A 23,345-nucleotide genomic window follows, 5' to 3' on the forward strand; every position below is an offset into this window, starting at 1 on the left:
CCTATTGGGCCCCGTATTGCCGATCGTAGGCGGCCTGCATGACCGCGATGACCCTGTCGTAGCCCATGCTGTTGAGCCGCTCGACGTAAGCGTCCCAGCCGGTGTCGACATCCTCGGCGCCCAGCACCCAGGTCTGCTGCATCTCGGTCATGTAGGTAAGGATGCTCGGCCAGTAGCGGTCGTAGATCTCCTTCTCCTCGGCGTTGAGGGCGACACCCAGGAATTCCTCCCTCAGGCAATCGCACTCCTCGTACATCTCGATGCCTTCGAGGGCGATCTCGTTGGTCCATTGCCGCTCGTATTCGTAGTCCTGCCAGAAGCCGCGCGGCACCTGGGCACCGACCTCCCAGAGCTGGGCATTGACCGGAGTGTCGCTGGTCAGCACCTCCTCGGTGAACTGCGGCTTGCCGTCGACCATCTCGTAGGTCAGGCCCTCGACGCCGAAGTTGGAGAGAATGCGCCCCTCCGGAGAGAACCAGAAGTCGAAGTACTTGATGGTCTCGACCGGGTGCTCGTTGGTCACCGAGATCGCCCAACCGGCCGGCTGCACCTGCTGGCGGCGCGCGTCCTCGAAGCGGTCGCCCGAGACGGTCCTGGGCGGCAGCATGGGCCGCAGGCTGAATCCTTCGATCTCGTCGGCAAGCGCGGTGTTGTAGGTGGCGGTGCTGGCGAACCAGTCATGAATCATGCCGCCGAGATTGTTGCCGAGTAGGTATTCGCGCGAGCGCGAGCCGCGGGTGAAGACTTCCTTGTCGATCAGCCCTTCCGCATACCAGTCGGCCACATGCCCGATGCCGACCTTGTAGTTCTCCTCGGCCCAGGGGTGGCGGACCTTGCCGTCATAGATGGCGAAATCCCCGTAACGCTCGGAACCCGAGACGCGCGCGTCCCAGAGGTTGATGAGACGCACGGCGTCCACCTCGTCGCGGGCAAAGTAAGGCACTTCATCCTTGATGCCGTTGCCGTTCGGGTCCTGGTCGCGGAAGGCAACGAGGACGTCGTAGACCTCCTCGGGCGTCTCGGGCACTTCGAGCCCCAGCTTTTCCAGCCAGTCGTAGCGGATGAACCACCCGCGCGAGAACTTGCCATCCGGCACGTAGGGGATGAAGTAGATATGCCCGTCCGGACCCGAAATGGCCTGACGGACCTCCGGTCGGCTGTCGAAGAACGCCTTGAGGTTGGGCGCATGCTCTTCGATCAGGTCGTCGAGCGGGATGAACGCGCCTTCGAGCCCATAACGGATGAAGTCGTCCTTCAGGGTCGGGCCGGCGTCGCCGCCGACGATGTCGGGCAGATTGCCCGAGGCTATGAGCAGGTTGAAGGCATCGCGGCTCGACGTGGTGGCGAGCGAGGCGGTGTTGCGGATGTGGATGCCGGTCTTTTCGGCAACCACCTGCTCGACCGGCCAGTCCTGCGTGTAGACGTACTTGTCGCGGAAATGGAAGTGCATGGTCAGTTCGAGCGGCTCGTCGACGATGCGTGTCGTCTCCTGGGCCGATACCGCCAGCGGCGCGACCAGCGCCGCCGTCAGTGCGAGCGCCGAGACGCCTTTTAATATCGCTTTCACAGGTTTCCCTCCCTTTGTGAAATTACTCTTTTACCCCGCCCAGCAGGATGCCCTTCGAGAAGTACTTCTGGGCGTATGGGTAGATGATCAGGACGGGGATGATGGATGCGACCATGATCGCCGCCGTGATGGTCTCGAAGGAATATTGCGCCGTCAGCAGGCTGGAGGCGAACTCGTCGTTGGAATTGAGGTCGACGATGATGCGCTTCAAATAGACCTGCAGCGGGATCTTCTCTTCACCGCGCAACAGCACCATCGACCAGAAATAGCCGTTCCAGCGCGAAACGATGCAGAAGAGCGCGACGGTGACGATGGCGGGCTTGGAAAGCGGAATGAACACCTTCCAGAGGAGCTGCAGCTCGCTCGCTCCATCCATCTTGGCCGCTTCCTCGAAGGATTTGGGCACTGCCTCGAAGAAGTTGCGCAGGAGGATGACGTTGAAGGCGTTGCAGGCGAACCCGATGATGATGCCGAAGCGGCTGTCGAGCAGGCCGAGATCGCGCATGTTGAGGAAGAACGGGATCATGCCGGCGTTGAACCAGAGCGTGAACGCGATCATCAGGTTGAAGAAGGTGCGCCCGCGCAGCCGCTTCCTCGAGAGCGCATAGGCGCCCGGCACCATGATGAGAAGGCTCATGGCCGTGCCGCCGAAAGTGTAGATGAAGGTATTGCCGTACGAGATCCAGAACATCCGGTCCGACAGCACCCGCTCGTAGGCGGCCAGCGTCAGGTCGACGGGCCAGAGCACCACGCGACCGGAAGTGACCGCGGCGCCCGACGAGACCGAGGCGGAAAGGATGTAGATGAAGGGATAGAGCGTCGACAGGACGAAGAGCCCGAGGAGGAACGCGTTGGCGTAGCCGAAGATCTTGTCGCCGCGGGTGTAGAGGTTGGATGTGCTCATCGTTTCCTCCTCACCACAGCGACGTCGAAGAGACCTTCCGGCTGATCCGGTTGGCCGTGTAGACGAGAACGAAGGCGATGACCGCGTTGAAGAGCCCGGCGGCCGTGGCGAGGTCGTACTGGGTGCCCTGCAGGCCGGTGCGGTAGATGAAGGTCGAGACGACATCGGCCGTCTGGTAGGTCGAGGGCCGGTAGAGAAGGATGATGTATTCGAACCCGACCTCGACCAGGTTGCCGATGCGGATGATCAGCATGATGATGATCGTGGGCAGAATGCAGGGCAGCGTGATGCGCCAGACCATCTGCCAGCGCGAGGCGCCGTCGACCCGGGCGGACTCGTAGAGCGTCGGGCTCACCCCAGCGATGGCGGCGAGATAGACGATCGACTCGAAGCCGGCTTCCTTCCAGATGCTCGAGCCGATGAACACCGGCCGGAACCACTCCGGCTGGGTGAGGAAGTAGATCGGCGCGATGCCGAACCAGCCGAGCGCCGTGTTGACGATGCCCGTCGAGGGCGAGAGGAAGTTGATGACGATGCCGGCGACGATCACCACGGAGATGAAGTGCGGCAGGTAAACGATAGTCTGCGCCCAGCGCCTGGCGAGCGCGTTCTGCACCTCGTTGAACATCAGCGCCAGGATGATGGGTACCGGGAAGGCGAAGACCAGCCCCAGGAAGCTGATGGTGATGGTGTTCCAGAACGAGCGGATGAAGAGCTCGTTGGCGAAGAGCTCCTGGAAGTGGGCGAGGCCGACCCAGGGACTCGCCTCGATGCCGCGGAAGATCGAGAAATCCTTGAAGGCGATCTGCAGCCCGTGCATGGGCTTGTAAAGGAAGACGAGGAACCAGATGATCATCGGAGCAACGAGCAGATAGAGCTGCCAATCGCGCCGCAGATCCTCCCCGAGGGTGCGCATATAATGTGAGAGCCTGACCTGCATCATCGCCCCCTCAGCCGCGAGTCTTGAGGGTCTTGCCCGTTTCGGCATCGAAGACGTGCATGCGCGCGACATCGATGCCGAGCCGTTCGACGGACCACAACTCGGCGGTATCGAGAGGCGTCTCCGCCTTGGCGATGAAGGCCTGTCCGTTGACCCGGCCATGCAGCAGCGCCTCGGCGCCCAGGGGCTCGACCAGGTCGATGGAACAGTCGATTGTGGGCGCTTCGCCAGCATGGACGGTCATCGCCTCGGGACGGATGCCGAGCTTGACCACCTGGCCCTCTCGGGCGTTGGCGGCGAAGGCCTCCGGCAACGGCAGGGACTGGTTCGACCCACCATCGTCGGAGGCGATGACGCCGTGGAGAACGCCATCGACGTTCATGACCATCGCGTCGACGAGGTTCATGGGCGGAGAGCCGATGAAGCTGGCGACGAACGTGTTGGCCGGCTCGAGGAACACTTCCATCGGCGAGCCCACCTGCTCGATGTGGCCGTTGCTCATGATGACGATGCGGTCGGCGAGCGTCATCGCCTCGACCTGGTCATGCGTCACATAGATGCTGGTGGCTTCCATGCGCCGGTGCAGCCGCTTGATCTCAGCGCGCATGTAGGTGCGCAGCTTGGCATCGAGGTTGGAGAGCGGCTCGTCGAACAGGAAAACCTTAGGCTTCCTGACGATGGCGCGCCCCATGGCGACGCGCTGGCGCTGGCCGCCGGAGAGATCGGCAGGCTTGCGCTTCAGATATTCGGTCAAACCCAGGATCTGCGCGGCCTCGGTCACGGCCTTGTCGACGACTTCCCGCCGCTCGCGGCGCACGCGCAGGCCGAAGGCGATGTTCTCGGCGACATCGAGGTGCGGGTAGAGGGCGTAGTTCTGGAAGACCATGGCCACGTCCCGATCCTTGGGCGCGACCTTGTTGACCTCCCTCCCGCCAATCGAGATCGTACCGTCCGAGATGTCCTCGAGCCCGGCGACCATCCTCAGCGTCGTCGACTTGCCGCATCCCGACGGGCCGACCAGCACAACGAACTCCTTGGGCTCGATGGCCAGATTAATCCCGTGCACGACCTCAAGCGCGCCATAGCGCTTGACGACGTCGGAAATGACGACTGCTGACATGCGTTCTCCTCCCCACGCACCAGCCCGTCAGGCGACGGAACTGGGTGCGCCTCGCGGGCTTCTCTTCTTGGGTGCCCGCGTATTGATCTGTTCGATGTAGGCCCAGAGCTTCGGGTTGCGCGAAAGCTCGGTGAGCTTGGATTCGATCGAGCCGAGATGCTTGACCACCGCCTCCCTGGCGGCGGCCGGATCGCCCGACTCGATGGCGGCGACGATGGCCTCGTGCTCCTCGATGACCTGCTCGGTGCGGCGCACGGCGAAGACGCGCTTGAGGTGCCGCATACGGTCCATCTCGCCCTTGGCCTGATTGACCACCCCCCAGGCGCCGGGCAACCGCGCGGCGGCGAAGATGGTGCGATGGAACTCCTCGTCGAGGAGGAAGAAGTCCGGATAATCTTCCTGCTCGGCAGCCGCTTTCTGGCGCACGATGCAACTGCGCAGGCGGGCCACGTCCTCGAGGCTGTGGCGGGAGGCGGCCTCCATCGCCGCCCCCTCCTCCAACTTGAAGCGGATGAAGCAGGCTTCCATGTAGCGCTGGATCTCGATGGTGGTGACGTAAGTGCCCCCCTGGGGCACGACGGTCACGAACCCGTCCTCGGCCAGCCGGATGATCGCCTCGCGCACGGGCGTCTTGCTGACCTGAAGGATGGCGGCGATCTCCTTTTCGGAGATGGCACGCCCCGGCAGCAGCCGCACCTCGACGATGAGCTGGCGCAGCAGCGCGTAAATGCGATTGGTCATGTTTCCCTCGCGCCCGAGCGCCTCGGGCGAGATCAGCTCGGAGAGCGGCAGTGAGGGAAAATCGACCATTTCTGACATATCAAACCCATAACTGAGATATCAGTTTTGCATCTGGTATGTCATTGACCGCAAGGCTGTCAAGGGTGGATGGAGACAAACCGCCCCCTGGCGCGCACGGGTGTCGTGCGGCGCAATCATTGCGGTGTTAAGGAGATGGCCAGATGGGGTCGGGGCGCCGGCTAGTACGCCAGCGCCACGCCGTCCTTTCGCGGATCGGAGCCGGCGTGCAGCACACCCGCGACCGGCATGATCGCCTGACCGCCGCCCCAGGCCATGTTGGCCATGCGCACCGGGTGCCCGCGCTCGAGAAGACCGGCGAGAGTGGCGCCCGGCAGCGAGCGCTCGGCCTCGAAACCTGCGGGCGTGCGCAGGCCCCGACCCAGCGTCAGGGCCTGCTGAACGTCCATGCCGAAATCGACGATGTTCTGGAGCACCTGCACCTGGCCCACCGGTTGGTAGAAACCGTGCATGACGCCGAAGCTGAGATAGGGCGCGCCGTTCCGGGTGGCGAAGCCGGGAATGATGGTGTGCAGCGAGCGCTTGCGGGGGCCGACCTGGTTGGGGTGACCCTCGGCAAGGGTGAAGTTGCTGCCGCGGTTCTGGAACAGCACGCCGGTGCGCGGGCACGCGATGAACGAGCCGAAGGCGCCAGCAATGGAGTTGATGAAGGAACAGAAATTGCCCTCGGAATCCGCCGTCGTCAGGTAGACGGTGTCGGCGGGCCCGATCGGCTCGGGCACCGGATCGGTCATCGCGCGCTTGAGGTCGATGCGGGCGCGCATGGCGTCCGCGTAGTCCTCCGACAGCATCCGCGCGGTCGGCACATCGGCGAAATCGGGATCAGCGACATAGGCGTCGCGGGCGGCGGCGGCGAGCCGGTAGGCCTCGATCTGCAGGTGGAAGCGCTCGGCACCGGCTGGATCGAGGCTGGAATGATCGAAGCCCTTGAGGATGTTGAGCATCATCGCGGCAGTGACGCCCTGCCCGTTGGGCGGGATCTGGTAGACGTCGACGCCCCGGTAGTCGACCTTGACGGGATCGACGAAAGCCGGCTGCCAGTCGGTGAAATCGGCGACCTCGTGGCGGCCACCCAGTTCGTTGAGCGAGGCGACCATGTCGGTCGCTAGTGGCCCTCTGTAGAAGGCGTCCGCGCCATCGGCGGCGATCGTGCGGAGCGTGCGGGCGAGGAGCGGATAGCGCAGGAGCGTGCCGGTCGCGGGCGCCCTGCCCTCGATGAGGAACTGCTCGCGCGTTGCGGGGTGGCGCGCCAGCTTCTCGGCGAACATACGCCAGTCCCAGGCAATGCGCTCGGCGACGGGAAAGCCGTGCTCGGCCGCATCGATCGCCGGCTCCAGCATCTGCGCCAGCGAGCGCTTGCCGAAGCGGTCGAGCAGCATGTTCCATGTACGCACGGAACCTGGGACAGTAACCGAATGGACGCCGTCGACGGGAACGCTGGAAAACCCCTCTGCCTTCAGCCATTCGGCGGAAAGGCCTGCAGGCGCGTGCCCGGAGCCGTTGATGCCGTAGAGCTTGCGCTCGCTGGCGACCCAGACCAGGGCAAAGCAGTCGCCGCCGATGCCGGTGGAATGGGGCTCGATGACGCCCAGCAGGGCTGAAGCAGCGACGGCCGCGTCGACCGCATTGCCGCCGTTACGCAGGACATCGATGGCCGTGAGCGTCGCCTGCTGGTGCGACGTGGCGGCTGCACCACGCGTGCCGAGAGCTACCGATCGTCCGGGCAGATGAAAGTCTCGCACTGAAGAACCCCTCTTTGTTCAGGCAACTAGGCAGACTGCGGCGAAGTCGCCGCGGCTGCCGCGGCGCGGTCGCGCTCGTCGGCCCGGTGACCTTCGCGCTGGGCGATGATGGCGCAGACGAAAAGCTGGATCTGATGAAAGAGCATCAGCGGCAGGATGATAAGGCTCACCGCCTGTCCGGCGAAGAGGATGTTGGCCATCGGCAGGCCGCTGGCGAGGCTTTTCTTTGAGCCGCAGAAGAACAGCACCATGCGATCGGCCCGATCGAGGTCCGCCGCCCGGCCCGCGAACCGGGCCGAGATCATGATGAACCCGAGCAGCGCGACGTTGGCCGCCATGACGATGATGAGACTGGCAAGGTTCACCTGCTGCCAGATACCGGCGACGACACCGGCGCTGAACGCTGAATAGACGATGATGAGGATGGAGCCGCGATCGACGACCTGCGTCAGCCTGGGATGCCGCCCGATGAAGCCGCCCACCAGCGGCCGGGCGATCTGGCCGGCGATGAAGGGAAGCAGGATCTGGATGCCGATGTCGAAGATCGCATCGGCCGAGACGCCTTCGCCCGTCGCTTGCAGCAGCAGGGCGACGAGGGCCGGTGTGAGGAACACGCCAATCATGTTGGAGACCGATGCGGCGCAGACGGCGGCGGGCACATTGCCACGGGCGATAGAGGTAAAGGCGATCGACGACTGAACGGTCGAGGGCAAAACGGAAAGATAGATGATGCCGGTGACGAGTTCCGGCTGCAGCCAGGGCGAGAGGAGCGTCGCGATCAGCAGGCCGAGGAGAGGAAAGGCGAGATAGGTGAAACCGAAGACCAGCGTCTGCAGGCGCCAGTTGGCCATGCCGGCGAGGACGGCCGACGTGTTGAGTTTGGCGCCGTAGAGGAAGAACAAGAGCGCAACGGCGTAGAAGGCGACGTGGGACACGACCTCCGCGCCGACGCCCCGGGCCGGGAAGACGGTTGCCAGAACGACCGTGCCGACCAGCAGCACCAGGTAGAAATCGAAACCAATACGCCTGAGGCGCGCGCCGAGGGACATGCTGAAGCCTGCTCGTGGTAGGGCTTTCCGGCGTATCGGAAAGGGGCCATAGTCGAAAGACCGACAGCCCCTATATCGATGATCACGATCCGCGATCAGGCAATGAACGACTTGACCCCGCCCATATCCCCCGACATCTCGCCGACGCTGCTGCGCTCGTTCCTGGCGGTCGCCAAGACGAAGAGCTTCACGGAAGCCGCCCGCAAGCTGGGCCTACGCCAGTCGACCGTCAGCCAGCATGTGCAGAAGCTCGAGCAATCCGTCGGAGGACGGCTTTTCCTACGCGACACGCATGCGGTGACGCTGACGGCCGACGGCGACGCGATGTGCGATCTTGCCCAGACGGTGCTGGAGGCCAACGATCGCATGGCGCGGTATTTCTTCGGCAGCGCCCGACGCGAGAAGCTGCGCCTCGGCATCTCCGAGGATTTCGCCATGTCGCAGCTGGCCGAGGTGCTGACGACGTTCCGCGTCGCCCATCCGATGGTGGACCTGGAGCTGACGGTCGGCCTCTCAAGCGCGCTCTACCAGAGCTACGATGCGGGAGAGGTCGACGTCATCTTCGCCAAGCGCCGCTCCGGCGACAGCCGTGGCGAGGTCGCCTGGCGCGAGCAACTGGCCTGGATCGCCCGGCCGGGATTTCGCGTCGATCCGGATGCGCCGGTGCCGCTGGTCGCCTACGCCCCGCCCTCGATCACCCGTTCGATGGCGGTCTCGGCTCTGGAAGAGGCGCGCCGCCCCTGGCGGATGGCGTGTTCGAGCGGGAGCCTCAACGGCCTGCGCGCAGCCACGATGGCGGGCCTCGGCGTCGCCGCGCATTCAGCCCGGCTCATTCCTGAGGGGTTGGTGCGGTTGGACGACGCGAGCAACCTGCCCGAACTCGGAGAGGTCGAATTCGTCGCCATCGGCCCCGGACGCCATCATACCACTGCCAACGCGCTGATCGCCGCGCTGGTCAGCACCACCCAACTCCCTTCCGCCCAGCCGGCAAAAGCGCAATAGCGACAGACACCAACTCTTCAGGTTTCCTCATGCCCATGACCATCCGGCAGGCCCGGGACAGCGACCGCGCCGACCTCTTCCGCATCTGCCTGCTCACGGCCGACTCCGGCGCCGACGCGTCGGCACTCTATTCCGATCCGCACTACCCCGGTCTGGTGTGGTCCGTGCCCTACCTCGATTTCGCGCCCGAGCATGCGTTCGTCCTCGACGACGGCAACGAGGTGCTGGGCTATGTCGTCGGCGCGGGCGACACAGAAGCGTTCGAGGCGAGGCTCGAGAGCGCCTGGTGGCCCAAGCTCGCCGAGACATACTCGCGGGCGCAAGCCACCGCGAAGCTCGACGCCATGGTGCTCGAGCGCATCCGCAAGCCGCAGCCCTCGGATCCGGCGATCGTGCGGGATTATCCCGCCCACCTTCACATCAACCTGCTGCCCCCGGCCCAGTCGGGCGGCTGGGGCCGAAGGCTGATCGAGACGGAACTGGCCTCTCTCAAGGCGGCCGGCGCCCCGGCGGTGCACCTGGGGGTGAGCCTGCGCAACGAGCGCGCCATGGGGTTTTACCGGCATGTCGGCTTCAGCGAGATCAGCCGGGGCTCAGCCGTCTGGTTCGGCAGGGATCTGTAGCGACCGGAGCGGATGCTCCGAGTCTCATTGGTCGCGCTTCCTGAGAACGCTCTACAGCCGCTGGCCGGTTTCCGGGTCGAAGAGGTGCACCGCTTCCGGCACCGGCATCAGGCGGATGCGCTCGCCGGGGCGGGCAGCGATGCGCTCGCGGAAGACGCCGACGATCTCGGCGCCGCCGAGGCGGGCGGAAACCTGCGTCTCCGAACCGGCCGGCTCGACTACCGCGACTTCGGCTTCCACGCCGGCGTCGTCGAGAAGCAGGTGTTCGGGGCGGATGCCATAGACGACAGGACGTCCCTCGGCGGCCGAGGGAACCTCGGCCAATGGCAGCGACACGTCGCCCTCGCCCACGAACCGCCCGCCTTCGATGCGGCCGTTGAGGAAGTTCATGGCCGGCGAGCCGATGAATCCCGCGACGAACCGGTTGGCGGGACGATCGTAAAGCTCCAGGGGCGGCCCCATCTGCTCGACCACGCCATCATGCATCAGCACGATCTTGTCGGCCATGGTCAGCGCCTCGATCTGGTCGTGGGTGACGTAGACCGTCGTGGTCTTCAGGCGTTGGTGCAGGGCCTTGATCTCGGTGCGCATCTGCACGCGCAGCTTGGCGTCGAGGTTGGAGAGCGGCTCGTCGAACAGGAACACCTGCGGGTTGCGCACGATAGCGCGGCCCATGGCGACACGCTGGCGCTGGCCACCCGACAGCTGGCGCGGGCGCCGCTCGAGCAGCGGGCCGAGGCCGAGAATCCCGGCGGCGGAATCGACCTTGCGGCGGATCTCGTCCTTCGGGACCTTCTTGAGCTTGAGCGAAAAGCCCATGTTCTCGGCGACGGTCATGTGCGGATAGAGCGCGTAGTTCTGGAAGACCATCGCGATGTCGCGTTCCTTGGGCGGAACATTGTTGACGACGTCGCTGCCGATGCGGATTTCACCGCCCGAGATGGTTTCCAGCCCGGCGATCATGCGCAGCAATGTGGACTTGCCGCAGCCCGACGGGCCGACGAGAACGACAAATTCGCCGTCCTCGACGTCAATGGAGACACCCTTGATGACCTGGGTGTTGACGTAGCTCTTGCGCAGGTCGCGGATTTCGACTGAAGCCATGGCGTCCTCCCTCAGGAACCGAGAAGCGCGGCGAGGTCACGCAGCAAGGCCGCATCGCGGCCGGCGCCCGCGGCATCGGAGAGCACCGGTGCACCGGTCGTGATCGAGGTCGCGAAGGCGTCGAGCTCTCGGGCGAAGGCGTTGGGTCCGGTGGTCTCCCAACGCTCCACCAGCACATCGTTGCCGGCGCCGCTGCGCGTCGTGGTCAGCACGCCAAGCTGGCTCTTCTTGTAGGGCGGCGGCAGGTCGATGCGCAGGCTTCCGCGATCGCCGTAGATCTCGACCCACTCCTGATATTCGGGGAAGTGCGTCAGCCAGTTCCATGAGATCGCCCAATCGGGACCATTCTCTATCCTGCCAACGATCTGCAGCTTGGGCGGTTCGCCGCGGACGGAGCCCGGCGCGTCCTGGTGCGCCGAGATGGCCTGCGTGACCGCATCCGGGAAAAGAGCACGCAGCACTGCGGTCTGGTGGCAGACCGAGCCGTGCAACACGTTGCGGAAAAGCACCGGATCGATGCCGGCGAAATCCGAGACTGCGGCACTCACCTCGGTCTGGTTGTCCGTACGGGCGGCATCGAGAGCGTCAGCGGGCACGTCGGCGAAACGCTTGATCGGCAGGTCGTCGGTCTGTTTCTCGTCTGAGGGATGGAGCACGGTCATGCGCACCAGCCGCAGGGGGCCGATCTCTTCCATGCGCCGGCGTGCCTCGGCGATCGCGGGCTCGTACATCTTCATGTAGCCGACCTGCAGGACGAGGCCCTTCTCCCGCGCGAAGGCGGCGTCGCGCTCGGCGATCGCAGGATCGTAGCTGTAGGGCTTTTCGGCAAAGACGTGCTTGCCGGCGTCCAGCGCCTTGCGGGCAAGGCTCGAATGGGCGCCTGGAGTGCAGATCACCACGGCGTCGACCTCGGGATCGGCAATCACTTCGGCCGCATCCGTGCCGTGGGGCACCGACAGCTCGGCGCCGATTGTGGCGGCAAGGCCGGGCGAAAGATCGCAGACCCGAGTGACAACGAAACGCTCGCGCAGAGGGCCGAGGATATTGGGCAGGTGCACGCTCTGGGTGATGAGGCCGAGACCGATGATCCCGAGGCGCACTTTATTGGTTTTTTCAGTCACTTGACGGCTCCGTCCAGCAGTCCGCTCATGAACCGCCGTTGCAAAAGGAAATAGGCGATGACCACCGGCAGGGCGACGAGCACGGCGGCGGCCGCGATCACCTCGGGCTCGGTCGTGCGTTCGTTGCCGGCGAAGAAGGAGAGCGAGAGCGGCGCCGTCTGCACGGCGACGTTGTCGGGCATCAGCACCAAAGCGAGCATGAACTCGTTCCAGGTGTAGAGGAAGATGAGGCAGCTGAGCGTCATCACCGCCGACATGCCGAGCGGCGCATAGATGTAGCGCAGCGTCTGGAACTCGCCCGCCCCGTCGAGAGCCGCGGCTTCCCCGAGGCTGTCGGGCAGTTGGGAGAAATAGTTCGCCATCCAGAAGGTGGCGAGCGGCAGGGAGCTGGCGACCTGCGGCAGGATCAGCGCCCAATAGGTGTTGAGCAGGCCGGTCGATGAAAAGAAATTGTAGAGCGGGATGATCCGCGCCTCGGACGGCAGGACGAGCCCGATCATCAGCAGCGCGAACACCAGTACGCGCCACTTGAACTTCAGGACCGACAGCACGTAGCCGGCGAGAACCGCCGCGACGGCAGTGGCCACCACGACAGATATGGCGACGAGCGCGCTGTTGAACAGCGAGCGGCTGAAGCCGCCGCGCGTCCAGGCCGCGATGAAATTCTCGAGGGTCAAGCCCTGTGCCGTGCTCCCGGGCGCGGGCGAGAGCGCCTGAAGCAGGACCGAGACGAACGGGTAAAGGGCGACGAAAGCGCCGATCACCAGGATCAGGTGGCCGAAGACGACCTCTTTGCGCGATTCCATGCTGTCAGTCCCTCTGCCGCAGGGCGCGGGTGATGACGCCGGTGAGAACGAGGATGAGGAGGGTCAGCACCACGCTGGCGGCGGCCGCGAAGCCGACATTGCGGGTGATGAACGCTCCCTCGTAGATGAGGTAGCTCGGCACCAGCGTCGATGTCCCGGGACCGCCAGATGTGGTGTTCCAGACGATGTCGAAATTGCGCAGGGCATTGGTGACGGTCAGCACCAGGGCGATGGAGATTTCCCCGCGCAGGCCCGGCAGCGTCACCGCCATGAATTCCTGGAAGGGTCCCGCGCCGTCGAGCCGAGCGGCCTCGTAGAGCTCGCGTCCGATCTTCTGGGCGCCGCCGATGAACAGCACCATGCAGAGGCCGAAATTGATCCAGGTACCGATGAGCCCGACGGAATTGAGAGCCGTATCGAAGTCGCCGAGCCAGGCGCGCGACAGATGCCCGAGGCCGACGGCGGTCAGCAGGGCGTTGATCGGCCCGTCATAAGCGTAGATCCAGCGCCACGCGACGGCAACGACCACGGTCGCCAGGATCTGGGGCAGGAAGAGCACGGTGCGGAAGACGGCGAGCAGTCGGATGCGGATGCGCGTCATGATGGCGACGATCAGCAGCCCGATCAACAACGGCAGCACGGCATAGAAGATGATCATGATGAGACCGTGCCCGAAGACGGTCAGGGTCTGCGGATCGGTGAAGATGGCGAGGTAGTTGCGCCAGCCCACCCAGCGCGGCTCGGTTATGCCGTCCCAGCGCTGGAACGAGAACCGCACGGTCTCCGCCAGCGGCCAGAGGCAGAACAGCGCATAGATGACGAGGCCGGGGACGAGATAGAGGGTGTGCCGCCAGACGAAGCGCCCGGCGGTGCCGGCAGCCCTTTCGGGCTGCCGGTTTTCGGCATCAGTTCGCGCTAGAGGCGATGCGCTCATTGTTCCGCGCGCTCGTCCTGATAGGCCTGCCAGTCATCCTGGACCGCGGCGATGAAGCCATCGACGTCGGCGCGGCCGGCCAGCAGCATCTGGGCCTGCGTGCCCATCGTGCGCTGCATGGTGGGGGTCGCCCAGTCGAGGTAGCCAACGAACTCGCCATCGGCAAAGAGTGCGCGGGCGGCCGCGAGCTGGGCCTCGTGCATCGAGCCGGTCGGGGTGACGGTCTCGAGGTTGGCGTTGGGCAGGCGGCTGACGTCCGCATAGGCCTGGGCGAAATCGGAGCTCAGCATCATGCCGAGAAAGGCGAGAGCGGCGGGCTCGACCTGGGTCTTGGAGCTGACGTGCCACGGCGTGCCGAAGGTGCCGGTCGTCACGTATTCCCCGCTCTCGCCGCGCAGCAGCGTGTAGCCGAAGGCGTCGGGATCGACGGCGGCAAGACGCGCGCCGTTGAACGAACCGCCGAGGAAGAAGACGCCCTCCCCTGCGCCGTAGGCGGCGACGGCGTCGTCGAGCGAGCGGCCATCATAGCCCTGGCCGAAATAACCGGCTTCGCCCCAGGCCTGCAGCGTCTCCAGCGCCTTGCGGACACCCGGCATGTCGAAGGTCGAACCTTCGTTGCCGGCGATCCAGGCGTTGACCTCGTCGACACCGGAATACATGTCGATGAGGATGCCGAGGACGTGGGAGCCGAGCGGATACTGGGCGGCATTGCCGAGCATGATGGGCAGCTCGCCGGCCTCATTGGCGGCGACGAGGGCGGCCTCGAGATCAGCGATCGACTCAGGCGCTTCGAGACCGAGCTCTTCCAGCTTGGCCTTGTTGTAGAAGAGGCCGAGCGGCTGGGTCGCTCCACCCATGCCGTAAATCGGCCCCTGGCCCCAGGCCGTGCCGTCCTCGTTCCACTGCATCGAGGCGAAGCCGCTGGCCGGCAGACCTTCGTCGATGCCGTAAGCGGTGATGAAATCATCGAGCGGGCGGATAAGGCTGGCGCGCACCATGGTGCCCATGACCGCGAACCCCTGGTTGCCGTTGGTGACGTCCGGGGGCGTGTTGCTGTTCATGGCGTTGACGACCGTGCCCATCAGGTCGCCCCACCCCTTGAGGGTCAGCTCGACCGTGACATTGGGGTAGGTCTCCTCGTAGAGGGGGATCAGCTTGGTCAGCATCGCCTCCTCGCCGGCGTCCGCCCAGACGCGAAGCGTGACGTCGCCGAGAGCCGCGATATCTTCCGGCGTGACCGGCGCGGTGATCTCAGCCGCACCGGCTGAAGTTGCGAGAGCCAGGCTCATCGCCGAGGCGGCGAGCATGAAATTGAATGTGCGTCTGTGCATCGGGGTAGTCCTCCTAGTCCTGTGTTGGCTTTGATAACCAGCCGGAGCGGGCCCTCACCCACTCCAGATTCCTGTGTTGTTCCCGGTCGACCTCGGCGTGGTCGTGTCCCCCGTCGGGACGCCGGTCCTGTTCGACGACGATCCAGCCGCGGTAGTCGCGCTCGGCGAGCGCGCGCATGAAACCGTCGAGGTCGAGATCGCCCTCGCCGAGCGCGACGGACGCATCGGCCATGCCGAAAACTGTGCCATCGGCGCTGGCTTTCTCGACCGGCGCCATGCTCACGTCCTTGAGGTGGACGTGGTTGACCCGATCGCCCCAGCGGCGCAGCAGGTCGATGGGGTCGTCGCCGCCGGCGGCGGCGTGGCCGGTGTCGAGGGTGAGCGCGATGTCGCACCCTTCGAGGAACCTATCGACCTCGTGCGGCTGCTCGATATGGGTGCCCGTGTGCGGATGGTAGGAGATCGGGATGCCGTATTCGGAAGCGACGCGGACGCCCTCCGTCATGCCGGCGATGAAGAACTGCCACTGCTCGTCCGTCAGGTTGAGCTCGGGGTGACGGGCGCCGCGCTTCACATGGCGCTTGATGGCGTCCTCGGTCTCCTCGGCAAGAATGACCGGGCCGGTCTCGGGGAAGCTCGCCAGCACCGTGCAGACGGCGCGCAGGTTCGCGAGGTCCCGCTCCATGACCTCGGGGCCGTGCAACGGACGCAGCGGCACATAGGCGCCTGCAGAGGCGAGGCCGAACTCGGAGAGTGTCGCGCCGGTCTCGGTCGCATCCTTGCCGAAGAAGCCGAGGGCGCCGAGCTCGACACCGGCATAGCCGGCGGACAACAGGGCGTTCAGAATATCACGCGGCGTGCGGCCGGCGGGCAGGCTGTGCGGGCCCCAGACGCCCCAGGTGACCGGCGCATTGGCGAAAAGCTGTCTCATGTCGGGTTCCCTTTCCCGGAATCGTTGCTGGACACGGCCAACTGGTGCGCGATGTTTACGGCGCCGGCAACCGGGGCCTTGTCCAGCAGAACAACGGCGATGCCCTGCCCGAGGCGCCGGCGCACGGTGGCGGCGAAGGCTTCGAACAGCATCGGCTGGTTGACCAGCACGCCGCCGCCGGCGACCACCGTCGCAACATCCCCGCCCCGGCGCGCGAGGAGCTCGACCATGCCGGCCATGGCGCCCGCATGTGCATCGACGAGCAGACGCGCCCGCGCAGAGCCTGCCTCCACCGCCTCGAAAATCGCGGGGGTCGCGGCGGCCCAGAGCCGCGGATCGGTCGAACCGAGGTGATGGGAGAGCCCATGGGGATGAGCGACATCCAGCGCCGCCAGCAACAGGGCGCAGAGCGGATCGTCGTCCTGCCGGTCATAGGCATCGAGCACCTGCCGGGCGGCATCGCGCACGAGCCCGACGCCCCCGCCCTCGTCGCCCAGCACCCAGCCCCAGCCGCCGACCGTCATCACCCGCCCGTCAGCACCGATGGAGGTCGCCGAGGAGCCGGTGCCGGCAGCCACACCCGTGCCCGAGGCGAGCCCATGGGCGGGGACCAGCAGGTTCGAGTCGTTGAGGACCCGCACTCGGCCGAAACAGCGGGAGAGCGGGGCGGCGAGGATCGCCTGCTGCTGCGGGCTGTCGTTGCCGTGCACGCCGGCGACCACGGCGGCGACCTGATGCGCCTCCCCTACCCCGGCCAATATGCGGGTGACCATTTCGGCGAGCATGTCGGCGCGCACCTCGTCGCCAAGGGCTGCCCAGCCGGTGTTGGTCAGCACCTCTTCGGCGAGGACGGCGCGATCGCGGACGGACTCCACCCGGATATGGGCCTTGCTGCCGCCGACATCGACGCCGACGACGAATGCTTCGCCATCCTGGCTCATGCGCCCGCGTCCACCCGGTCGGTCTTGGTATCGAGCCGCACGAATGCGGCTTCGTTGATGTCGATGCCACGCAGCTCTGCCGCCAGGGTCGTCAGCCGCTGGGCGACGAACGTGGCGCCGATGGCAAAACGGATACCGTCGTTGACCTCGACGGGCAGGCGCAGCGACAGGAGCGTCTCGACCTTCGGTTCGCCACCGCCGGTGCCCGTGACATAAACGAGATCGCCGGTACGTTCGGCAAGCTGATCGATGAGCAACGCCTCGCGCGCGCCGCCGAAGACCACGTGGCCGGTATTGCCCGCTGCGTCCATCGGCCCATGCAGGTACTGGCGGGTCTCCATGCCGGTGGCCATGAGCCGCGGCCCCTCGCGCCACATCAGCGCGGCTTCCTCGGCAGCCGAGACGGATGCGGCGGGTGCGACGAAATCTGTGCCTGAGCGGGCGACCAACGCTTCCACGGCATTGCGCAGGTCGGCATCGGCCGCTTGGACCGCTGCGCAGGCCGAGCCGATCGCATCGATCCACTTCTGCTTTTCGTTGCGCCCGGCCCAGTGGTCGGCGAGCAGGCCCAAGGCCAGCATGGTGCCGGTGAAGGTGACGAACGAAACGGAACTGTCGGCCAGATTACCGAGGTTGAGGCCGCGCGAGCAGGCGTCCGCCAAGGGCGACGGGTGATAGTTGGTCACTGCGTAGGCGTTGCTCCCCTTCGTCCGAGCAGCCAGGGAAACCACCTCGGCGCTGCGTCCGCTCTGGGAGATGAAAATGGTGAGCGCATCGTCGCCGAGGTTCTCGTCCGGCAACTCGCTCGGGAGAAAGCGGGCCGCCTCGATGCCGTCGGCGCGCAGGCGGAACGCAGGTGCCGCGGCGGCGGCATGGCTGGCGCCGATGCCGACGAGGCGGACGCGATCGGGACGCGCGGGTGCGCCCTCCTCGATCTGCGCGGCAAGATGCTCGACCATCGCAACCAGCGCGTCCGCCTGGCCTGCGTAGGACTTGCCTGCGGCAATCCACTCCCGCTTCGGATACACCGTCGACGCCAAAATTCGTCCCTCCTGGTTCCACTAGATTTTTAAAGTTATCGACTTTAATAATCTCGTCAAGTACCGATCTCATGGTTGTGTGTTACGAGCAGAGTCGCGTTTCGCGGGCGAAGAGAGGCGGCCTATGGGGCAGGATGGGGCAATCAAACTCTCCGATGTGGCGCGGGCGACGCTGGCCAGCCTGCTGCGTCTCGGGGAGACGACCCGCAAGGACCTGGCGCAGGACATCGGCATCAGCTTTCCAACCGTCACCGCGGCCCTCGCCGAACTCGGAGCCGTCGGCTACGTGCGCGAAGTGCGCCGGGAACAGGGAGCACGCGGGCGGGCGACCATCGTCTATGGAGTCAACGACGCGGCGGGCTGGGTGCTGGGCGTCGACGTCGGCTCGACGCAGGTGAGTTTTTTCGCGCGCGAGCTCGGCGGTGCCGTGCTGGACCGCGAGAGCGTGCGCCACAAGGGCGATCCGGTGGCGGCGGGAACGCTGGCCGGGGGTCTTGCGACCGATATCATTACCCGGCATCGGCGGACCGGGCCGCTGCACGCCATCGCCATCGCGCTCAACCAGATCGTGCCGCGCGACTTCGCGGGCGCCGATCCGACCCCACCCATCTCGCTGACCATCGTCGAGCGCTTCGCGGCCGCCGCCGGGCTCGACCCGGACATACCGGTGCTCGTCGAGAACAACGTCAATTGCGCCGCCGTCGCCGAGCATCAGAACGGGCGGATGGAGGGGCGGGACGACGCGGCTTACATGCAGATCGGTGTCGGTATCGGCCTCGGCTTCTTCTGCGACGGAACCCTTATCCGGGGCGGTCAGGGGGCTAGCGGAGAACTGGCGCAGGTCCCCATTTCATGGACCGCCGGCATCGCCTCGCCGCGCGATGCGATCGAGCGGGCATTCGGCTCGTCCGGTCTCATCGCAAGCGCGCAGAAAGACTGGCCTGCGGGCGAGGCCGCGCCGCAATCGAGCGAGGAGCTCTTTGCCCTTGGCGAAGCGGGCAACGAAACCGCGTCCGGCATCATGCAGCGCCATGCCGTGGCGCTCGCCCGGATCGCGGCCACGGCCGCAACCGTGCTCGATCCCAGCATCCTGGTGCTGGGCGGGGGCCTGTCGCGCAACGCCATGTTCACCGACATGATCGCCCGGGAATTCGCCGGCCGCAACCAACGCACGACTATCGAAGTCTCAGACAAAGCCGGCGACGCGACGGTCGAAGGCGCGGCGATCCTCGCACGCGACCTCGCGCTGCGACGCATGCTCAACCCTCACTATCGCCCCCTCCTCACGCGCCCCACCGTCTGGTCGGCGTGACCGCCCACCAGAAACGCCAACGGCCCTTCCTCCTGGAAGGGCCGTTGCGGCATGGGACCTTTGGAGGAGGTCAGAGTTTGTAGAGGATCTGGTCCACCCAGAAGCGCTCGAGGCGCGCAAGTGCCTTGTTGAGCCCTTCGAATTCCTCGTCGCCAAGGCCGCCGACCTTGTCGATGGACTTGAGATGCCGGTCGTAGAGCTCGTCGATGACCTCGGCGACCTCTTCGCCCTTGGGCGTCAGCTTGATCCGGACCGAGCGGCGATCCGTGCGGGACCGCTCCTGATAGATATAGCCGGTTTCGACCAGCTTCTTCAAATTGTAGGAGACGTTCGAGCCCAGGTAATAGCCGCGCGAGCGCAGCTCGCCGGCAGTCAGTTCCGCGCCCCCGATGTTGAACATCAGCAACGCCTGGACGGGATTGATGTCGTCCCAGCCCATGCGGTCGAACTCGTCCTTGATGAGATCGAGCAGGCGGCGATGCAGGCGCTCCACGCGCGACACGGCTTCCAGATATGCCGGCTTGAGACTCACGGAGCCTTCGCCGACCGTCACCTCTGCGGTGTTCGATTTGATTGCCATTTTTGCCTCACTGTTACTCTCAGCGCGATTGGTCGCGTCTTGATGGGGCCAAATTACGATCTTCCAAATAAGGTTGCCTTAAGCGGCACACTTAAAACTATCTTACTGAAAAAGTTCGCGATTTTGGCTTTACGAAGCGTTACGGCAGTAGAGAAAATTGTAACCTAAACAGGGGGTAACCGGTTCAATCGTTGGTCTGGGCGCGGCGGACGCGGACGCCGAGCACGAAGATGATGATGATCGAGGCCAGCAGCACGAGCCTGACCGCAAAGCCGACCGCGCTCATCTCGATATCGGGATTGCCCATGAGATAGAGGCCGAGCTCGGCGGTCGTGGCGCCGACGAGCAGCACGGCGCCCCAGCTCGCCTTGATCCAGAGGCCTACCGCCGCAAAGAGGCGCACAAGCGAGAAGATGCCGAGGTAGACGAAGCCGGCGAGCCCCATAGTGGCGATGGGGCTGACGGCGCCAAGGCTGACGCCGAGCAGCCGCGCGGCATCGGCAAGCCCGAGCGCGAGGCTGATGAGCGCGACAACGCGGATGTAGTAGCCGATATAAGGGGCGCTGTATTCCATAGGGCGGTTCTAGCTCCGCGGCACCGCGGGAACAAGGTGCGACACCTCCCCCCTTGCGGGAAAGGCCGGGAGGGCTGTAACCGAGGTCATCGACATAGGAGACTGCGGACATGGCCGGGCACTGGATGAAGCACGACATGGACTTCCTCGCCGGACGGCGGCTGCGGCGCAGCCGGGCGACGGCGTGGAGCCGGGCGATGGTGCGCGAAACTCATCTGACACCCGCCGACCTCATCTGGCCGCTCTTCGTCATCGAGGGCAAGAACGATAAGACGCAGATCAAGACCATGCCGGGGGTCGAGAGGCTGAGCGTCGATCTTGCGGTAGAGGCGGCGCGGCAGGCCCGCGACGCGGGCATCCCAGCGCTGGCGCTCTTTCCCAACACGCCCGACCATTTGCGCAGCGAAGGGGCCGAGGAAGCCTACAATCCGGACAATCTGATGTGCCGGGCGCTTTCGGCGATCAAGGCGGCGGTGCCCGAGATCGGGCTCATCGCGGACGTGGCGCTCGACGAATATTCGAGCGACGGGCAGGACGGGCTGGTGCGCGACGGGGTGATCCTCAACGATGAGACCGTCGAGGTGATGGTGCGCTCGGCGCTGGCGCAGGCGCGGGCCGGCGCAGACATCATCGCCCCCTCCGACATGATGGACGGGCGTGTCGGCGCCATCCGCGCGGTGCTCGACACCGAGGGATTCGAGGACCGCCAGATCATGAGCTACGCGGCCAAGTATGCCTCGTGTTACTACGGGCCGTTCCGCGAGGCGGTGGGCTCGGGCGCGCGGCTGAAAGGCGACAAGCGCACCTACCAGATGGATTACGCCAATTCCGACGAGGCCTTACGCGAGATCGCTCAGGACCTGGAGGAAGGGGCGGACTCGGTGATGGTCAAACCGGGCCTGCCCTATCTTGACATCGTGCGGCGGGCCAAGGACGCGTTCAACGTGCCGATCTACGCCTACCAGGTCTCGGGCGAGTTCGCGATGATCGAGTTCGCGGCGGCGGCCGGGGCGCTCGACCGGGACGCGGCGATCCTCGAGAGCCTTCATGCATTCAAGCGAGCCGGGTGCAGCGGGGTGCTGACCTATTTCGCGCTCGAGGTGGCGCGCAAGCTGGGGTAGCGCCTCGTGGTTTCGAGGCGCCTCACCATGAGAGTTGTTGGAGTTTGAAGGCCCCCTCACCCGACGGCCTTGCCGTCGACCTCTCCCCCAGAGGGAGAGGTGTGGGCTCCCGAGCACAATGCTCTCTTCACCTCTCCCTTCGGGGGGAGAGGTCGGCGCGCAGCGCCGGGTGAGGGGGCCTTTTCTTGAGGGGCACATTTTTGTGCCCCTTGAGTCTTGCATTGGGGGCGAGAGGTACCGAAATGCAAGCGCATGACACACGATACCGCCGCCGGAAGCTACCTGCCCGATCCCGCCACGGCCCCCGAGCTTTTCGAGGGCGTGCTGACGCGCAGGGTCATCGCGTTCCTCATCGACATGGTCGTCATCTGCGCCATGACGCTGGTGTTCGCCGTCATCGCGTTCATCGCAGGGTTCCTGACCTTCGGGCTCGCCTGGCTGACGCTCCTCATCGTGTTCCCGGCAGCACTGGTGCTCTACTATGCCGTAACGCTCGGTTCCCCGGCGCGGGCGACGCTGGGCATGCGGATGACCGACCTTGTGCTGACGCCGACGCGCGGCCAGCCGCTCGACGGGCCGATGGCGTTCCTGCACGCACTGGTCTTCTACGTCACCTTCTGGATCTCCTGGCCGATCTCGCTGCTCTTTGCCCTCTTTACCCCGCGCCGGCAGATGATCCACGACCTCATCACCGGCACGCTGATGCTGCGCCGCTCGCCGATGGTACGGCACTGGCGCGGCCAAAGGTAACACGCGTTGCCGAGGCCGTTGCAGCGGGGATGACAGGGGAGTAGACTTTTCCGTCGGGCAGCACAGGGCGCCAGATGACGGAACATACCCCCGAGAACACGCAGCTTTTCCTCACTGCCGCCATGCCGTGCCCGTATCTGCCAGGCCGGCAGGAACGCAAGCTGTTTACGCACCTGACCGGCCGGCGCGCGGCGAGCCTCCACCAGATCCTTTCCGACAACGGCTTCCGGCGCAGCCAGAACCTCATCTACCGGCCGGCCTGCGAAGGGTGCTCGGCCTGCCAGTCCGTCCGGATCGTGGCCGGGCAGTTCCAGGCGTCCTCGCGCTTCCGCCGCATCCTGCGCGCCAACAGCGACATCAGCATCGAGGTGCGCCCGCCGCAGGCGACGGGCGAGCAGTTCGAGCTCTTCAAACGCTACCTCAACGCGCGCCACGCGGGCGGCGGCATGACGCAGATGGGGTTCCTCGACTACGAATACATGGTGGAGGACACGCCGGTGCAGTCGGTGCTGGTCGAATACCGCCTGCGCGACCACCCCGGGCAGCCGCTGATGGCGGTGGCGCTGACCGACGTGATGCCTGACGGGCTTTCCATGGTCTACAGCTTCTTCGATCCCGACCACGCCCATCGCGGGCTCGGCAACTTCGTCATCCTCGACCATATCGCGCAGGTCCGTTCCGCGAGCCTGCGCTATGTGTATCTGGGCTACTGGGTCAAGGACTCGCCCAAGATGGCCTACAAGGTGCAGTTCCAGCCGCTCGAGGTGCAGCACGGGCCGCTCGGCTGGGTGCCGTTGAAGATGTGAGGACGCGCCCTTACCCTCGCGATGTCATCCCGGCGAAGGCCGTATCCAGTACACACCGCCATTGCGGTTCTTACTCACCCCTTCGCTCCCACTGGGTCACCTCCGCGAAAGCGGGAACCTCCGTTTCTGCGCGGGATAGACAGAGATTCCCGCTTTCGCGGGAATGACCCGGGTGGTGGATTCGCCGTGCCAATCGGGAGGCCAGTGTTTAGTGGTTCCCGGCTTTCG

23 protein-coding genes are annotated in these 23,345 nt (G+C 65.6%); 6 read left to right on the forward strand and 17 right to left on the reverse strand.

Annotated elements, in window-relative coordinates; genetic code table 11:
- Window position 1: 1 nt before the first annotated feature.
- From VE25_RS13615 to VE25_RS13645, 7 genes are all read right to left on the reverse strand, one after another.
- On the reverse strand, window positions 2-1,531 hold the full coding sequence (locus tag VE25_RS13615; protein WP_046109210.1) for an extracellular solute-binding protein: 1,530 nt from the start codon (window positions 1,529-1,531) through the stop codon (window positions 2-4).
- A gap of 58 nt (window positions 1,532-1,589) precedes the next feature.
- Window positions 1,590-2,471, reverse strand: a complete 882-nt coding sequence (locus tag VE25_RS13620; RefSeq protein ID WP_046109167.1) for a carbohydrate ABC transporter permease — start codon at window positions 2,469-2,471, stop codon at window positions 1,590-1,592.
- Window positions 2,472-2,481: 10 nt separating this feature from the next.
- A complete protein-coding gene (locus VE25_RS13625; protein ID WP_046109211.1) occupies window positions 2,482-3,411 on the reverse strand; it encodes an ABC transporter permease in 930 nt (309 codons plus the stop codon).
- Window positions 3,412-3,421: 10 nt separating this feature from the next.
- The gene (locus tag VE25_RS13630; protein ID WP_046109168.1) at window positions 3,422-4,531 is read right to left on the reverse strand and encodes an ABC transporter ATP-binding protein; all 1,110 of its coding nucleotides are present in this window, start codon (window positions 4,529-4,531) and stop codon (window positions 3,422-3,424) included.
- A 27-nt stretch (window positions 4,532-4,558) separates the two neighbouring features.
- Window positions 4,559-5,350, reverse strand: a complete 792-nt coding sequence (locus tag VE25_RS13635; protein WP_244466926.1) for a GntR family transcriptional regulator — start codon at window positions 5,348-5,350, stop codon at window positions 4,559-4,561.
- Between the two features lie 161 nt (window positions 5,351-5,511).
- Window positions 5,512-7,092 carry a gamma-glutamyltransferase family protein gene (locus VE25_RS13640; protein WP_046109169.1) on the reverse strand — a complete coding sequence of 527 codons (1,581 nt, stop codon included), beginning with the start codon at window positions 7,090-7,092 and terminating at the stop codon, window positions 5,512-5,514.
- A gap of 26 nt (window positions 7,093-7,118) precedes the next feature.
- The gene (locus VE25_RS13645; protein WP_046109170.1) at window positions 7,119-8,141 is read right to left on the reverse strand and encodes a bile acid:sodium symporter family protein; all 1,023 of its coding nucleotides are present in this window, start codon (window positions 8,139-8,141) and stop codon (window positions 7,119-7,121) included.
- 102 nt (window positions 8,142-8,243) lie between these two features.
- Between VE25_RS13645 and VE25_RS13650 the strand changes: the two genes are divergently transcribed.
- Together VE25_RS13650 and VE25_RS13655 are read left to right on the forward strand one after the other, a co-directional pair.
- Window positions 8,244-9,143, forward strand: coding sequence for a LysR family transcriptional regulator (locus VE25_RS13650; protein WP_046109213.1), 900 nt, complete (start codon window positions 8,244-8,246; stop codon window positions 9,141-9,143).
- A gap of 29 nt (window positions 9,144-9,172) precedes the next feature.
- Window positions 9,173-9,766, forward strand: coding sequence for a GNAT family N-acetyltransferase (locus VE25_RS13655; protein WP_046109171.1), 594 nt, complete (start codon window positions 9,173-9,175; stop codon window positions 9,764-9,766).
- A gap of 51 nt (window positions 9,767-9,817) precedes the next feature.
- Here VE25_RS13655 and VE25_RS13660 read toward each other — a convergent pair whose 3' ends face one another.
- The 8 genes from VE25_RS13660 to VE25_RS13695 are packed head-to-tail and all read right to left on the reverse strand — an operon-like array spanning window position 9,818 to window position 17,974.
- Window positions 9,818-10,870 (reverse strand): ABC transporter ATP-binding protein, encoded by a 1,053-nt coding sequence (locus VE25_RS13660; RefSeq protein ID WP_046109172.1) that lies wholly within the window; start codon window positions 10,868-10,870, stop codon window positions 9,818-9,820.
- An 11-nt stretch (window positions 10,871-10,881) separates the two neighbouring features.
- Entirely contained in the window at window positions 10,882-11,991 is a 1,110-nt protein-coding gene (locus tag VE25_RS13665) for a Gfo/Idh/MocA family protein (protein ID WP_083988940.1), read from the reverse strand.
- Entirely contained in the window at window positions 11,988-12,797 is an 810-nt protein-coding gene (locus tag VE25_RS13670) for a carbohydrate ABC transporter permease (protein ID WP_046109173.1), read from the reverse strand. Before VE25_RS13670 ends, VE25_RS13665 begins: the two co-directional genes overlap by 4 nt.
- Window positions 12,798-12,801: 4 nt before the next feature.
- Entirely contained in the window at window positions 12,802-13,731 is a 930-nt protein-coding gene (locus VE25_RS13675; RefSeq protein WP_083988941.1) for a carbohydrate ABC transporter permease, read from the reverse strand.
- Complete coding sequence (locus VE25_RS13680; protein ID WP_052731962.1) at window positions 13,728-15,062, reverse strand: ABC transporter substrate-binding protein; 1,335 nt, start codon at window positions 15,060-15,062, stop codon at window positions 13,728-13,730. Before VE25_RS13680 ends, VE25_RS13675 begins: the two co-directional genes overlap by 4 nt.
- A 13-nt stretch (window positions 15,063-15,075) precedes the next feature.
- Entirely contained in the window at window positions 15,076-15,993 is a 918-nt protein-coding gene (locus VE25_RS13685; protein ID WP_046109174.1) for a TIM barrel protein, read from the reverse strand.
- The gene (locus VE25_RS13690; RefSeq protein WP_046109175.1) at window positions 15,990-16,934 is read right to left on the reverse strand and encodes an N-acetylglucosamine kinase; all 945 of its coding nucleotides are present in this window, start codon (window positions 16,932-16,934) and stop codon (window positions 15,990-15,992) included. The genes VE25_RS13685 and VE25_RS13690 overlap by 4 nt, the downstream gene beginning before the upstream one ends.
- On the reverse strand, window positions 16,931-17,974 hold the full coding sequence (locus VE25_RS13695; protein WP_052731963.1) for an SIS domain-containing protein: 1,044 nt from the start codon (window positions 17,972-17,974) through the stop codon (window positions 16,931-16,933). Before VE25_RS13695 ends, VE25_RS13690 begins: the two co-directional genes overlap by 4 nt.
- A gap of 124 nt (window positions 17,975-18,098) precedes the next feature.
- Between VE25_RS13695 and VE25_RS13700 the strand changes: the two genes are divergently transcribed.
- Complete coding sequence (locus VE25_RS13700) at window positions 18,099-19,286, forward strand: ROK family transcriptional regulator (RefSeq protein WP_046109176.1); 1,188 nt, start codon at window positions 18,099-18,101, stop codon at window positions 19,284-19,286.
- A gap of 70 nt (window positions 19,287-19,356) precedes the next feature.
- Here the strand turns inward: VE25_RS13700 and ldtR are convergent, their stop codons facing one another.
- A complete protein-coding gene (gene ldtR / locus VE25_RS13705) occupies window positions 19,357-19,866 on the reverse strand; it encodes a transcriptional regulator LdtR (protein ID WP_046109177.1) in 510 nt (169 codons plus the stop codon).
- Between the two features lie 184 nt (window positions 19,867-20,050).
- A complete protein-coding gene (locus tag VE25_RS13710) occupies window positions 20,051-20,440 on the reverse strand; it encodes a DUF6163 family protein (protein WP_046109178.1) in 390 nt (129 codons plus the stop codon).
- Window positions 20,441-20,550: 110 nt separating this feature from the next.
- On the opposite strand from VE25_RS13710, the gene hemB reads away from it, so the two are divergent.
- The 3 genes from hemB (at window position 20,551) to VE25_RS13725 (ending at window position 23,117) form a co-directional block, all read left to right on the forward strand.
- Window positions 20,551-21,561 (forward strand): porphobilinogen synthase, encoded by a 1,011-nt coding sequence (gene hemB, locus VE25_RS13715; RefSeq protein ID WP_201776092.1) that lies wholly within the window; start codon window positions 20,551-20,553, stop codon window positions 21,559-21,561.
- A gap of 252 nt (window positions 21,562-21,813) precedes the next feature.
- Entirely contained in the window at window positions 21,814-22,311 is a 498-nt protein-coding gene (locus VE25_RS13720) for an RDD family protein (RefSeq protein WP_046109179.1), read from the forward strand.
- A 74-nt stretch (window positions 22,312-22,385) separates the two neighbouring features.
- The gene (locus tag VE25_RS13725; RefSeq protein ID WP_046109180.1) at window positions 22,386-23,117 is read left to right on the forward strand and encodes an arginyltransferase; all 732 of its coding nucleotides are present in this window, start codon (window positions 22,386-22,388) and stop codon (window positions 23,115-23,117) included.
- Window positions 23,118-23,345 lie beyond the last annotated feature (228 nt).

It is taken from the genome of Devosia geojensis (genome assembly GCF_000969415.1).
GTDB classification, from domain to species: Bacteria; Pseudomonadota; Alphaproteobacteria; order Rhizobiales; family Devosiaceae; genus Devosia; species Devosia geojensis.

Coding starts and splice junctions, on each gene's coding strand:
- VE25_RS13620 (WP_046109167.1), bottom strand. CDS start 2,471: ATGAGCACATCCAACCTCTACACCCGCGGCGACAAGATCTTCGGCTAC.
- VE25_RS13625 (WP_046109211.1), bottom strand. CDS start 3,411: ATGCAGGTCAGGCTCTCACATTATATGCGCACCCTCGGGGAGGATCTG.
- VE25_RS13630 (WP_046109168.1), bottom strand. CDS start 4,531: ATGTCAGCAGTCGTCATTTCCGACGTCGTCAAGCGCTATGGCGCGCTT.
- VE25_RS13635 (WP_244466926.1), bottom strand. CDS start 5,350: ATGTCAGAAATGGTCGATTTTCCCTCACTGCCGCTCTCCGAGCTGATC.
- VE25_RS13645 (WP_046109170.1), bottom strand. CDS start 8,141: ATGTCCCTCGGCGCGCGCCTCAGGCGTATTGGTTTCGATTTCTACCTG.
- VE25_RS13650 (WP_046109213.1), top strand. CDS start 8,244: ATGAACGACTTGACCCCGCCCATATCCCCCGACATCTCGCCGACGCTG.
- VE25_RS13655 (WP_046109171.1), top strand. CDS start 9,173: ATGCCCATGACCATCCGGCAGGCCCGGGACAGCGACCGCGCCGACCTC.
- VE25_RS13660 (WP_046109172.1), bottom strand. CDS start 10,870: ATGGCTTCAGTCGAAATCCGCGACCTGCGCAAGAGCTACGTCAACACC.
- VE25_RS13670 (WP_046109173.1), bottom strand. CDS start 12,797: ATGGAATCGCGCAAAGAGGTCGTCTTCGGCCACCTGATCCTGGTGATC.
- VE25_RS13675 (WP_083988941.1), bottom strand. CDS start 13,731: ATGAGCGCATCGCCTCTAGCGCGAACTGATGCCGAAAACCGGCAGCCC.
- VE25_RS13680 (WP_052731962.1), bottom strand. CDS start 15,062: ATGCACAGACGCACATTCAATTTCATGCTCGCCGCCTCGGCGATGAGC.
- VE25_RS13685 (WP_046109174.1), bottom strand. CDS start 15,993: ATGAGACAGCTTTTCGCCAATGCGCCGGTCACCTGGGGCGTCTGGGGC.
- VE25_RS13690 (WP_046109175.1), bottom strand. CDS start 16,934: ATGAGCCAGGATGGCGAAGCATTCGTCGTCGGCGTCGATGTCGGCGGC.
- VE25_RS13700 (WP_046109176.1), top strand. CDS start 18,099: ATGGGGCAGGATGGGGCAATCAAACTCTCCGATGTGGCGCGGGCGACG.
- ldtR (WP_046109177.1), bottom strand. CDS start 19,866: ATGGCAATCAAATCGAACACCGCAGAGGTGACGGTCGGCGAAGGCTCC.
- VE25_RS13710 (WP_046109178.1), bottom strand. CDS start 20,440: ATGGAATACAGCGCCCCTTATATCGGCTACTACATCCGCGTTGTCGCG.
- hemB (WP_201776092.1), top strand. CDS start 20,551: ATGGCCGGGCACTGGATGAAGCACGACATGGACTTCCTCGCCGGACGG.
- VE25_RS13720 (WP_046109179.1), top strand. CDS start 21,814: ATGACACACGATACCGCCGCCGGAAGCTACCTGCCCGATCCCGCCACG.
- VE25_RS13725 (WP_046109180.1), top strand. CDS start 22,386: ATGACGGAACATACCCCCGAGAACACGCAGCTTTTCCTCACTGCCGCC.